The organism is Facklamia sp. P12950 (assembly GCF_050409465.1).
Lineage (GTDB): Bacteria > Bacillota > Bacilli > Lactobacillales > Aerococcaceae > Facklamia.
The window spans coordinates 246,717-259,347 of record NZ_JBNUPK010000002.1; the positions used below are offsets into that span (position 1 = coordinate 246,717).

Sequence of the window (12,631 nt, forward strand, 5' to 3'; positions counted from 1 at the left end):
TTATTTATCACCTTTTTTTACTTGATAATTTGAAGCTTCCATAATAATCGGTAGGATAACCGGACGACGTTTAGTCTCCTTATATAGATACTTACCAATTTTTTCACGCAGATCGCCCTTAAGATTATTCCAATCAAAATCATCTGAAACAATGTGTTTTTCTAAAACATCTAGCGTAATATCTGAACAAGCTTCAATTAAATCAATGGAAGTTTTCATAAAGACGAAACCACGCGAGGTAATTTGTGGGCCAACTAGAATTTTCTTCAAACGACGTGAAATAGTCGCGACTACAACGAAAATTCCGTCTTCACTTAAAATACGACGGTCTCTTAAAACCACATTCCCAATATCGCCTACGCCACTTCCATCGACTAAGACATCCCCTGCTGTCACCTGACCTGCTTGGATAACTTTTCCGTTTTCAAAGCTTAATACATCTCCAATAGATGGGATAATAATTTGATCTTCAGACATTCCCACTTGCAAGGCTAGATCACCGTGGGCTCTTAACATACGGTATTCCCCACTGACTGGAAGTAAAAAGTCCGGTTGAATAAAGTTTAACATTAATTTTAAATCATTGGGTGTAGCATGACCCGATGTCTTAAAGTGGTCTGTCACACTCATAACCCGAGCACCGGCTCTATAAATCATATCTTTGGTACGAGTCACACTCTTTTCCATTGAAACAGATGGAGTGGTTGCAATATAAACCGTATCATCTTCCTTTATGGTGACTGTTTTATGCTTACCTTGAGCCATGGCTTGGATAGTTTGAATCGGTTCGCCCACATCGCCAGTAGCCAGAATAACAATTTGATCCTCTTGATATTTATCGATATTTTTAAAATTACCAAAGACATCACGACTTGGAATAGAAATTTTATCTAACTTTAAAGCGACATCGACAATTTCGTAAAGGTCTTTGGTTGGGAAGAAAATGGTTCGTCTTGAATGGTGAGCTGCTTCTAAGACTTGCTGAATACGCATAATGTTCGAGCCAATCGTCCCTACTATCACTCTTCCTCGCGCATTGCGGAAGACTTCTGTTATTTCTTCTGTAATAACACGATCATTCACATTTTCCACTGGTGATTCTGCCTCAGCAGAGTCACTCAATAAGGCAAGAACCTTTTTCTTACCTAAGTCTGTCAACCGACCAAAATCAGTGCGGTAAGCTTGAGAAGCTGAAGGGTCAAAGCGGAAATCGCCTGTGAAGACAATCGCCCCATCTTTAGTATCTATCACGATTCCGACTGAATCTGGAATGGTGTGAGTGGTAGGGAAGAATGAAACATTGACATCACCAAATTCAATTTCAGTTTCTGAATCAATCACATGGAAATTTTCAAGGCGGTCATCGTGTCCTTGTCTACGAGCAGAAATAGAAGCCAATTCAATCGTTAACTGGGTTCCAAAAACCGGGGCATCAATCTTATCTAATAAATAAGGTAAGGCACCTACTGCATCGGCATGCCCATGTGACAAGAAAATCCCCACTACACGCTCAGCATTTTCTTCTAAATAGGTGAAGTCTGGAATCACCATATCAATTCCTAATAAATCATCTTGTGGATACAATAGCCCACAATCTAGCACAAATATGGCTTGATCGACTTCAACCAAATACATATTCTTGCCTTCTTCGCGAACACCACCTAAGGGAATAACTTTAATCTCACTCATAATACACCTCTATTATTATTTTTTCATATTTTATTAAACGCTTAGCAGCTTGATCTCCGTTAAGGGGTCAAATTCTGGCTTATCTCAGTTATTATAACATAGACCACCTTAAATTAAAATTTGAGCCTCTTTCCACCTCAACGACTACTGATTAAAGACTAATGAATTAGAATAAGCCCCCTTCATTTATAGGAGGGGGCTAAGACTTATTAAATTTATCGTTAATAATTATTCTGGCTTTTGCATTAACACTTTACGTGATAAATCAATCCGACCTTTTTCATCGATACTGGTTACTTTGACTGTTACAGTATCCCCAATATCAAAGACATCTTCGACCTTTTCAATGCGACGATGATCAATTTGAGAGATGTGAAGCAAACCTGATTTACCAGGTAGGACTTCCACAAAGCAACCATACTTCTCAATTCTAATAACTTTACCTTCGTATATTTTATTGACTTCCACATCTTCAACTAAGCTAAGCACAATCTCTTTTGCCTTTTTAATCATAGCTAAATCTGAAGAAGCAATGCTAACTTGTCCTTCTTGAGAAATATCCATCTTAACGCCAGTTTGGTCAATAATGGAGTTAATGGTGTCACCACCCTTACCAATAACCACCTTAATTTTTTCAGGATCAATTTGCACCATCTCAATCTTCGGTGCATAAGGACTTAATTCTGGTCGTGGTTGAGCTAATTCACGAGTGATATTATCTAGGATTTCGAGACGGGCTTTTTTAGCTTGGGCTAAAGCTTCTTCTAAAATGGCCTTAGTAATTCCTTTTATCTTAATATCCATTTGTAAGGCCGTAATCCCTTCGGCAGTCCCCGCCACTTTAAAGTCCATATCGCCTAAGTGGTCTTCTAAGCCTTGGATATCGGTTAGGACAGTGTAGTTATCGCCGTCCATCACTAAGCCCATAGCAATTCCTGCCACCGGTGCTTTAATCGGAACACCGGCATCCATTAATGCCAGCGTACCGGCACAAATGGATGCTTGTGAAGAAGAACCGTTGGATTCTAATACTTCAGCCACTAAACGAATAACGTATGGGAATTCTTCTTCTGAAGGAATCACTTGGGTTAAAGCTTTCTCACCTAGCGCACCGTGACCAATTTCACGACGACCTGGTGAACCCACTCGTCCGGTTTCTCCTACTGAGAAGTTAGGGAAGTTATAATGATGCATGAAGCGTTTGCCTTCTTCTAATCCAAGACCATCAATAATTTGATGTTCGGATAAAGGAGCCAAGGTAGCTACTGATAAAGCTTGCGTTTGTCCACGGGTGAAGAGTCCTGAACCATGGGTACGTGGTAAAATGCCAGCCAAAGATTCCAAAGGACGAATTTCATCTATTTGACGACCATCTGGACGAATACGGTCATGGGTAATCAACCGACGAACGACTTCTTTTTCTAAGTCCTGCATAGCCGAAGAAACATCTTTCAGTTTCTCTTCTAAATCTTCTGCTTCGGCATACTTTTCACTAAAGAAAACTTCAGCTTCTTCACTCAATTGATTAACCGCTTCATCGCGGGCTTGTTTTTCCTGTGTTTTAACAGCTGTAACCATTTTTTCATTGTATAAGCTCTTGACTTGCTCAGTGATTTCTTGATCGATTTGAACTAATTCAAATTCAAATTTTTCTTTTCCAACTGCTTGGACAATCTCTTTTTGAAAGGCCACTAATTCTTGAATATTAGCGTGTCCAAACAATAAGGCTTCCAGCATATCCTCTTCTGATGCTTCCTTAGCAGAAGATTCTACCATGTTGATCGCGGTCGCAGTCCCTGCTACGGTTAAATCAATCTCAGAAACTTCTTTTTGGTCGGGTGTAGGGTTGATAACAAATTCACCATCGACACGTCCCACATCCACTCCGGCAATCGGTCCATCAAATGGTATATCTGAAATAGCCAATGCTAGCGAAGAACCAAACATAGCTGCCATCTCTGGTGAGCAATCTTGTTGAACTGAAAGGACTGTATTAGTAATTTGAATTTCATTCCGCACGCCTTCAGGAAACATTGGGCGGATTGGACGGTCAATTAAGCGAGCAGTCAAGGTCGCGTTATCAGAAGGTCTACCCTCACGTTTTAAGAAACCACCTGGCACCTTACCAACCGCATACATTTTTTCAATGTAGTGAACCGTTAAGGGGAAGAAATTCATCGGTGAAGGGGATTTGGAAGCGACAGCAGCAGTCAAAACGACTGTATCGCCATAACGTACTAAAACTGCTCCATTGGCTTGTTTAGCCATTTGTCCTACTTCAACAATTAAGGGACGGCCTCCCCAATTTGTTTCAAATACTTGTTTAGTTGTCATAACATAACTCCTTTTAAATTTTTAATCATTCGGAGTAGCACTAAACAAAAATCAACCGTTTAAAGTTTAAACGACTCATTTTTGTATAGTGTGAAACTCCGAACAAATCTACTAGTAATATAACAAAAAGGATGGCTAATTGCCATCCTTTAGTCGCAGGATTAACGACGTAATCCTAATCTTTTAATTAAATCACGGTAACGAGTAACGTCCTTGTTACGTAGGTAAGCAAGAAGGTTACGACGGTGACCAATTTTCTTCATTAATCCACGATAAGAGTGAAAATCTTTCTTATGTGTTTTAATATGGTCGTTTAAATTGTTGATGTCTTCTGTTAAGACAGCAACTTGAACCTCAACAGAACCGGTATCACCTTCGTGACGTGCGTATTCTTTCATGATTTCAGTTTTACGTTCTTGTGTTAATGCCATATTATTCACCTCTTTCTATTTTATTTCCACTAGCTAAGTAAAGCGTTGGTGATGCGCTAAACCGAGCGAGGGCATTGTTCTGAATTTTCATACAGAACAATGATTAATTATAGTTTAAAGCAGTCTCATAATCAAGGGGTTTTCTTAATTAATTGGAAATAGGGCTGAAATTCGTCTGGAGCTTGATCTTCTGCTAATAAGTGAACAGCCAATTCTGATTGAGCGCTTTGTTTAGTGGTCCCTTGGAAGTAGTACCTAAAATCTAGATGATAATGAGCCCCTTCGCCTTTTTGTGGGTTAGCGGGGATGGCAAATAGATTAAGGTCTACTAATTCGGACTGAGTAAGGGAGGTGAATTTTAAACCCGTTTCTTCGTATAGCTCACGCAAGGCTGTTGTTTGAGGGGTCTCCCCTATTTCCACGTGTCCTGCGGGTAATAAAGTTTTATGTAAATAAGGATGATGAATAAAAACTAAAGACTGATCTTGAAAAACCAAGGCTGAAGCTGATAAGTGCAATGGACTTTTGCGGTCCAAGAGATTGCTTGCAGGATATTGATCCATTATTTCTTGGAGCCTTAAAAACTTCTTCTGATTAAAGAAGGGTGAGACTTTAATCAATTCTTGCGCATTATTCAAAAGCTCTGCTGCATTAATTTGTTGCAAACAAATCCCTCACTTTTTTTATCAGATGGAAAGATCCCACAACCATAATAGGATCGTCTTGGTCTTCCATCAGTTGTTTTAAGCCTGCACGACTATCCGGATAAGAAATCACTGAGCTTCCTTTTTGTTCAAAAAGTTTTGCTAGCTCTTTGGTATCCATCGCTCGATCTGGAAAATCGGGCTGGGTCACATAAAAATCAGCAGTTAATTTTAATAATTCATCTAGAATAGCCGGTACATCTTTGTCTTTGAGAAAACCACACAAAATGCTCAACTTTTGACCAGCATATAATGATTGGATGCTAGAGATTAATTCTTGAATGGCATCTAAATTATGAGCAGCATCTAGGATAATGTCGGGAGTGCTTTGCACTTTTTCAAAACGTCCTACCATTCTTAAGTCTTTAAAAGCTTTTGTCATGTCAGTCTCTATAGGAGAAGGTTGTTCACTTTCCAACCATACTTGATACCATTTAAAGACGGTCTTTAAATTTTCATTTTGGAAAGTCCCTAATAAGGGCAAGTAGAGTTCAAAACTTTTTTGATTTAGTTCCACTTGAAAATAATGTGGACGCTTGTAAACAATCTTTTGGTCAGAGCTATCATGGAAAGAACTTTTTTGCTCCGAGCTTATTTGTTTAAGACGCTCAACCACTCCGTTCTTTTGGTTCGGCGCCACAATGACTTGTTGATTTGAACGGATAATACCAGCTTTAGTCTCTACGATAGCTTGCAAAGAATCCCCCAGTAAATTTAAATGATCCATACCAATTTTAGTAAAGATGGCATATTCAGAGTGGCTAATTGCATTGGTCGCATCAAGGCCCCCACCTACACCACATTCTAAAACTAGATAATCACAGGCTAAATGGGCATAATAAAGGATCCCAATCAAAAAGGTGGTCTCAAATTGTGACAAATCTTTTTGTGGGTCTAAGCCTAACACAATCGCCGCTCGGTGAACTTCCGCCATGATACAGCTAAAATCTGACTGACTAATCATTTGGTCATTGACTTTAATACTTTCACATTCTGAATATAAATGAGGACTGGTAAATAGTCCTGTGCGATATCCATGAGCAAGTAATAAATGAGAAATCATATTAGCAGTTGACCCCTTACCATTAGTTCCCGCAATATGGATGATTTTAACGGTTTGGTCCGGTTGGCCCAATTGTTTCAACATGGCTTTTAAAACACTTAGACGGTCTCCTTCACCATAAAGAATAGTTGGTAAATCATCGGTCAAACTGTTAATCATAAGGCGTTCACCTTAGGTAAAGACTGCAGAAATTCATTCCGCAACTGAACATCTTCATTAAAGGCGCCTAAATAATAATTGGTACGGGTAATGGAGTTGACTTTTTGGACCCCGCGCATTTCCACACACATATGACGGGCATCAACCACCACAGCTACTCCCTTAGCATGGGTAATCTCCATCAAAACCTCAGCGACTTCACGCGTAATATTTTCTTGCACATTTAACTTTCTTGCAGCATAGTTTACCAATCTTGGTATTTTTGACAGGCCAATAATTTGTCCATCTTGTGGAAGATAGCCTACATGAACATTCCCAAAAAAGGGTAACATATGATGTTCACACATAGAATAAAAAGGGATATTATTGACTGCCACCATTTGTTGATTAGGACTGGCATCGGTTGGGAACATTTTTCCTTCCGTAAATTCTTCTAAGCGAGTAGAAGCTGTAATTTCCTTTAGCGACTTGGCAACACGTTTAGGTGTTTCAATGAGCCCCTCACGATCTGGGTCTTCTCCGATTTCGATTAAAAGCTCACGAACTAATTCTTCTATACGATTCAAATTAATTTCTTTCATTTTCTACCACTCTTTCTATTCTTTGGTCTTGTGTCTTTTCTAAATGTTCAATGGCTTGATTAATTTGACAATAAGCATAAAAATTGGTGTCAATAATTTCTTTTAAAGGAATTAACACAAACAAACGGTTCATTATTTCGGGATGCGGTAAAGTTAGCTGAGGGTCTTCACTTTCTAGATGGCCAAAATATAAGATATCCATATCTAAAGTTCTAGGTCCCCAAACGATCAATCGCTTTCTTAGTAACTTGGCTTCTATTTCATGAAGGTAGTCCAATAAGTCATAAGGATCTAAGTCTGTTTCAATGGCGAGAGCTTGATTAATGAAGTCATCTTGCACGACTCCTCCTACTGGAGAAGTCTGATAATAGGCCGAGGCTTTTAAGACTTCAATTTGTGGATGAGTCGCTAACAGCTCTTGCCCCTTTCGCAGATTAGCCATCCGATCTCCTAAGTTAGATCCGACACTCAGATAAACAGTTGCCATCCTCTATCCCTCCAATTCAATTTCGGCAGAATCTAAAATACCATCGATGGGTAATTGTAATTTGCGAACATTGACTTTGACCTGACTAATTAGTTGTGGATTGGATTGTTTTATTAAATCTAAAAGGTCAAAAGCAACTGTTTCAATCAAGTCGACCCGTGTTTTTTTTATATATTCAGCAACTAGATCATAAAAATGCGCATAAGAGACTGTTTCATTTAAATCATCTCGCGTGAGACTGGCCTTCATGGTCACCGTCAGATCAACAGCGATATTTTGACCTAATTTCTTCTCTTCAGGAAAATAGCCAATATGCGAATAAAAACGCATGTTATTTAATTTTATCTTAAACATAACTCCTCCTATTTAAGTGGATAAGCAGCAAAATTTGTATCCTCTAAGCCATCAGATAAGCGCAAGTGGTTACCAATTAACGAAGCAATCCGGTGAGAGCTTCCCACATGAACCCTAAGCATTTCGATACCCATAAAAGCAGCGATAGCGGATAAGGCAGCAGAGCCTTCGTCTCTTTGTTTGAATCCTTCTTCGGTTTCAACATCTACATTAAAGCCAGCTTCTTGCAGGGTGTTTTGAATAAAGCGTTTACGAGAAACCCCTAAGAAGCAGGTAAAGCCTTTTTGGTGAATCCGATTGGCTTGATGGATTAATTGGTAGTTCTCACGTTTAGTTAAACCAAAGCCGATTCCTGGGTCAAGTGCGATGCGGTCTTTTTTGATACCCGCTTCAGCCGCATACTTTAAAGACTTATCAAAATACTTATCCATCAATTCAACAGCGTCCATTTTGGCAAAAGCGTCCAATTCTGCTTTGCTAAAGACGCCTTCTGCTCCAAACTGCGGAAAGACCTTGGCGGAAGGATGGTCTGGACGGACAATTACTGGATTAGCCATCACAATGACACCAGCTTGAGTTGGTGCAATCACTGAGGCCATGCGCGGGTCACCTAAAAGTCCAGTAATATCGTTGATAATATCGGCTCCGGCTGCAAGCGCTGCTTGAGCAACCTCAGCTTTCCAAGTATCAACTGAGATTATTACATCAGATTGCGCTCTTAGGGCCTTGATAACTGGGACGACACGTTGGATTTCTTCTTCTACGGCCACATAAGTCGACCCCGGACGGGTAGATTCTCCTCCGATATCAATCATTTGACAACCTTGCTTAATCAATTCCATCGCTCGCTTACAGGCCACTTCTAGACCAAACCATTTTCCTCCATCTGAAAAAGAATCTGGGGTCACATTGACGATTCCACAGAGAATGGTCGGGTCGCCATGCTTAATCTCACGATGGTTAAAGCGAAAGACTGGCTGTTTTTTTGGATTTGCTTGCATGTTTTACTCTCCCCACTTAGATAGTTTGACTCAAAAAAGAGCACTCTTCAAAAGAGTGCCCTCCACAAGATGAAAACAGCGGAGGCGATTATCTATCGCGTGAGAATCACTTCGTCTTCTAGCGACATCCCATCTAGAAGCACTTTACGTAAATAACCTACTCTGTTTTTGAATTCCCTTATATTGTAAGGGAATACATTAAAAATTACAATGTTAGATTTTTATTACTTATTTTATCTTGAAATGCGCTTTCAACTCCATCATTAAATCACGCGTCTCGGCTGCTTTTTCAAAATTCATTTCTTTAGCATAAGCTTTCATCAACATGGTTAAACGCTCCAGCTCTTCCTCTCTTTGCATCCGAGATAGTTGTTTGAAATCTAGTAAGACATTTTCTTGACGATCTTCTGCTTCCACATCGTGAGTGATACGAATTAAGTCGCGAATATCTTTTTTGATAGTCGTCGGTGTGATGCCATGCTCTTTATTATAAGCTATTTGAATTTGGCGTCGTCTTTCTGTCTCATCAATCGCTTTTTGCATAGAATTAGTGATGCGATCTGCATACATAATTACGCGACCGTTTTGGTTTCGAGCGGCTCGACCAATAGTTTGTACCAAGGCACGTTCTGACCTTAAAAAGCCTTCCTTGTCCGCATCTAAAATCGTCACCAGTGATACCTCAGGGACATCTAGTCCCTCTCTTAATAAGTTAATCCCGATTAAGACGTCAAAAACACCTAATCTGAGATCACGGATGATTTCCGTTCGCTCCAAAGTCACAATATCTGAATGCAGATATTTGACCTTAATATCCAATTCCCTTAGATAATCGGTTAAGTCTTCAGACATTTTTTTGGTTAAAGTCGTTACAAAGACACGTTCATTTCTTTCCACTCTTAAACTAATTTCGGAAACTAAATCATCAATTTGTCCCTTAATCGGTCGAACCTCTATAACAGGATCCAAAAGACCTGTTGGACGAATAATTTGTTCGACATATTCATGGTTGGTATGTTCTAATTCATAAGGGCCTGGTGTGGCTGAGATATAAATAATCTGATTAATATGGTCTTCAAACTCATTGAGTTTAAGTGGACGATTATCCACAGCTGAAGGTAGACGAAAGCCGTATTCAACCAACTGCTCCTTACGCGCCCGGTCACCATTATACATCCCACGAATCTGCGGCATGGTAATGTGGGATTCGTCAGCAACGATTAGAAAATCATCAGGAAAGAAATCTAATAGCGTATAAGGTGGCTCTCCTGGTGCACGCCCATCCAGATGGCGCGAATAGTTTTCAATGCCTGAACAATAGCCCATTTCCAATAACATTTCAATATCATAGTTAGTTCTTTGCTCTAGTCGCTGAGCTTCTAATAGTTTATTCTCAGAGCGTAAGACTTCTAATCTTTCCTCTAATTCTTGACGAATACTTTCAACTGCTCTTTGCGTTTGTTTTTGATTAGCTACGAAGTGGGTAGCCGGATAAATGGGATAGTGTTCGACATCCTTTTTGATTTCACCTGTTAAAACATCTACTTCACGGATACGGTCGATTTCATCACCGAAAAACTCAATCCGAATGACTTCTTTATCTCTTGAAGCTAAAAAGATTTCTAGGACATCGCCACGGGCTCTAAAGGTTCCACGTTGAAAATCAATATCATTGCGAACAAATTGCATGTCGACTAAACGAGCCATCACTTGGTCACGGGCAATTTCTTGACCTTGACGTAAAGAAAGTACATGCTCACGATACATGTCCGGATCAACCAAACCATAAATACACGACACTGAGGCGACTACTATCACATCGTCTCTTTCTAATAAAGAAGAAGAAGCCGAATGACGCAACTTATCAATTTCGTCATTGACACTGGATTCCTTTTCGATATAGGTATCAGAAGATGGCACATAGGCTTCTGGCTGATAATAATCATAGTAGGAGACAAAATATTCGACCGCATTATCAGGGAAAAATTCTAATAATTCGGAATATAATTGACCGGCTAGTGTTTTATTATGAGCTAGGACCAATGTTGGTTTATTGACTTCTTCGATTACCTTAGCCACCGTATATGTTTTACCCGTACCAGTAGCCCCAAGTAAAATCTGCTCTTTTTTTCCTGCTCTTAAACCAGCCGCTAACTCTTTAATTGCCTGGGGTTGGTCACCAGCTGGTTCATAAGGTGATACCACCCTAAATTTATTACTCTTCAAAAACTCGCCTCCATTTATGCTTTTGCTCTTAATAAATTACACAACTTTTGCTTGTCTCACAAGTTCAATGCTTATTAAATAATCTGACTTATTTTTATTGCAAGTTGACATTGTCTTCTGTATAATATTTCTTGTTGACTAAGTTTTCAGACTTAGACTAGATTTATTGAAAAGAGGTGACCATTCATGGCCAATACAGCATCAGCAAAAAAACGTACACGTCAAACTGAAAAAGTTTCTAGCCGTAAACGCACTCAAGTTTCTGCTTTAAGAACTGCAATGAAAAAAGTTCGCGTAGCAGTTGAAACGGGCGAAGGTGATGTTCAAGCATTATACCAAGCCGCAGTTAAAGCTATTGACTCTGCCGCAACTAAAGGCTTAATTCATCACAACAAAGCAGCACGTGATAAATCTCGTTTAGCTAAATTAATTGCATCTGCTAAATAATAATTGAGCTTCCATTGGGAGCTTTTTTGTTTTACTGATTAATCAGACCAAGCATCCTCGTTAATCCTTGCTTGATTAGGGGCCTAACAACAAGCCGATAAATCTTGTTACAGACCCTAATCGAAAGGTTTTAAGAAGGATGCTTTTTATGTTGAACTTCATTTTATAGATACTGATTAAGTAGTTCTTGTCGACTGTGCTTGCTTAAATAAGACACTGGAACATCTAATTGTGTTAAGGCTCCTGATTTTCCTTCACTAGCTAAACGGTAAACCGCTCTGGCATAGGCCAGCAGTAAATGGGCTTGATTAAATCGAGGGTGATTAAAACTTAAGCTCAAATCATAAGTAGTAAGCTCTTGATTGTCTGAAAGGGTCCGAATCAGCCGACCCGCTTTGGCTTCCTTTGAAAGCTTGGTCATCTGATCACTCGAAACAAAATTTATATTCCTTTCAACTTGAGAAAGATAATTAGGTAAGGCCTGTACTTGATCATGAATCCTGTCAGGATTCACTCCCTCTTCCAAAACTAGGTAAGCCACTCTTTCTTGATAGTCAGAAAAACGCAAATCAGCACCTTCCCCTTTTAAAATGGCTTGTATACTTTGAGGAGAGGCTTTGATATATACACTTGCTTGGGCTACTCCTTCTATGCCAGCCAGTGTTTCACTCATTTTTTGACTCCATTCATTTTCGATAAAACGATAATTAGTTGCTTGAGGCATCACAGCTTCTGCCAATAATTGATTGATTGTATAAATACCAGGATTCCACCCTACACCTATCACGGCTAATTTATGGTGAACCTGACTGATAGAATCGATCGATTTTAATAAAAGAGCTGGCTTAGCATAAAAATTATATGTATCCACTAAATTAAAATGAGCCGCATATTCCGTTAGATTATCAGGATTATCCTCAGTAGTACCCCTGCAGACTAGCAAGACATCAATAGACTCTTTAAAGTTAAGTGCTTGTTCCATGGGATGAATAGGCAAAGACTGCAAGGCTTGTGGGAAGTCCTGCTTACTTTGCCGGCTAAAGATATGTTGGATAATTAAGTCTTGGTGTTGATCCATAACTTCCATAATAGCTTGACCCACTTGATCGAAACCTGCGATGGCTAAGCGAATTTTTTGCATAGGAACCTCCTTTA

General features: G+C 39.5%; 10 protein-coding genes, 1 pseudogene and 1 riboswitch. Of the genes and pseudogenes, 1 reads left to right on the forward strand and 10 read right to left on the reverse strand.

Translation table 11 applies throughout. The features are described 5' to 3' along the window. From ACQV2Q_RS03120 to uvrB, 9 genes and pseudogenes are all read right to left on the reverse strand, one after another. Window positions 1–1,689, reverse strand: coding sequence for a ribonuclease J (locus ACQV2Q_RS03120; protein ID WP_428873766.1), 1,689 nt, complete (start codon window positions 1,687–1,689; stop codon window positions 1–3). Window positions 1,690–1,917: 228 nt separating this feature from the next. Continuing rightward, window positions 1,918–4,023 carry a polyribonucleotide nucleotidyltransferase gene (gene pnp, locus ACQV2Q_RS03125; protein WP_428874121.1) on the reverse strand — a complete coding sequence of 702 codons (2,106 nt, stop codon included), beginning with the start codon at window positions 4,021–4,023 and terminating at the stop codon, window positions 1,918–1,920. 161 nt (window positions 4,024–4,184) lie between these two features. Then, on the reverse strand, window positions 4,185–4,454 hold the full coding sequence (gene rpsO / locus ACQV2Q_RS03130) for a 30S ribosomal protein S15 (RefSeq protein ID WP_428874122.1): 270 nt from the start codon (window positions 4,452–4,454) through the stop codon (window positions 4,185–4,187). A gap of 131 nt (window positions 4,455–4,585) precedes the next feature. Continuing rightward, window positions 4,586–5,119, reverse strand: a complete 534-nt coding sequence (locus ACQV2Q_RS03135; RefSeq protein ID WP_428874123.1) for an NUDIX hydrolase — start codon at window positions 5,117–5,119, stop codon at window positions 4,586–4,588. Beyond that, on the reverse strand, window positions 5,106–6,380 hold the full coding sequence (locus ACQV2Q_RS03140) for a bifunctional folylpolyglutamate synthase/dihydrofolate synthase (RefSeq protein ID WP_428874124.1): 1,275 nt from the start codon (window positions 6,378–6,380) through the stop codon (window positions 5,106–5,108). The genes ACQV2Q_RS03135 and ACQV2Q_RS03140 overlap by 14 nt, the downstream gene beginning before the upstream one ends. Next, window positions 6,377–7,448, reverse strand: a pseudogene (folE, locus tag ACQV2Q_RS03145) (GTP cyclohydrolase I FolE). Before folE ends, ACQV2Q_RS03140 begins: the two are co-directional and overlap by 4 nt. Window positions 7,449–7,451: 3 nt before the next feature. Beyond that, complete coding sequence (folB, locus tag ACQV2Q_RS03150) at window positions 7,452–7,802, reverse strand: dihydroneopterin aldolase (protein WP_428874125.1); 351 nt, start codon at window positions 7,800–7,802, stop codon at window positions 7,452–7,454. 8 nt (window positions 7,803–7,810) lie between these two features. After that, on the reverse strand, window positions 7,811–8,803 hold the full coding sequence (folP, locus tag ACQV2Q_RS03155) for a dihydropteroate synthase (RefSeq protein WP_428874126.1): 993 nt from the start codon (window positions 8,801–8,803) through the stop codon (window positions 7,811–7,813). A 74-nt stretch (window positions 8,804–8,877) separates the two neighbouring features. Next, window positions 8,878–8,970, reverse strand: a riboswitch (THF riboswitch). Between the two features lie 61 nt (window positions 8,971–9,031). After that, window positions 9,032–11,029 (reverse strand): excinuclease ABC subunit UvrB, encoded by a 1,998-nt coding sequence (gene uvrB, locus ACQV2Q_RS03160; protein ID WP_428881903.1) that lies wholly within the window; start codon window positions 11,027–11,029, stop codon window positions 9,032–9,034. Between the two features lie 186 nt (window positions 11,030–11,215). On the opposite strand from uvrB, the gene rpsT reads away from it, so the two are divergent. Next, complete coding sequence (rpsT, locus tag ACQV2Q_RS03165) at window positions 11,216–11,476, forward strand: 30S ribosomal protein S20 (RefSeq protein ID WP_428874128.1); 261 nt, start codon at window positions 11,216–11,218, stop codon at window positions 11,474–11,476. Window positions 11,477–11,639: 163 nt separating this feature from the next. Here the strand turns inward: rpsT and ACQV2Q_RS03170 are convergent, their stop codons facing one another. Then, window positions 11,640–12,617: a diaminopimelate dehydrogenase gene (locus tag ACQV2Q_RS03170; RefSeq protein ID WP_428874129.1), complete on the reverse strand. Its 978-nt coding sequence runs from the start codon at window positions 12,615–12,617 to the stop codon at window positions 11,640–11,642. Window positions 12,618–12,631 lie beyond the last annotated feature (14 nt).

Coding starts and splice junctions, on each gene's coding strand:
- ACQV2Q_RS03120 (WP_428873766.1), bottom strand. CDS start 1,689: ATGAGTGAGATTAAAGTTATTCCCTTAGGTGGTGTTCGCGAAGAAGGC.
- pnp (WP_428874121.1), bottom strand. CDS start 4,023: ATGACAACTAAACAAGTATTTGAAACAAATTGGGGAGGCCGTCCCTTA.
- rpsO (WP_428874122.1), bottom strand. CDS start 4,454: ATGGCATTAACACAAGAACGTAAAACTGAAATCATGAAAGAATACGCA.
- ACQV2Q_RS03140 (WP_428874124.1), bottom strand. CDS start 6,380: ATGATTAACAGTTTGACCGATGATTTACCAACTATTCTTTATGGTGAA.
- folB (WP_428874125.1), bottom strand. CDS start 7,802: ATGTTTAAGATAAAATTAAATAACATGCGTTTTTATTCGCATATTGGC.
- folP (WP_428874126.1), bottom strand. CDS start 8,803: ATGCAAGCAAATCCAAAAAAACAGCCAGTCTTTCGCTTTAACCATCGT.
- rpsT (WP_428874128.1), top strand. CDS start 11,216: ATGGCCAATACAGCATCAGCAAAAAAACGTACACGTCAAACTGAAAAA.
- ACQV2Q_RS03170 (WP_428874129.1), bottom strand. CDS start 12,617: ATGCAAAAAATTCGCTTAGCCATCGCAGGTTTCGATCAAGTGGGTCAA.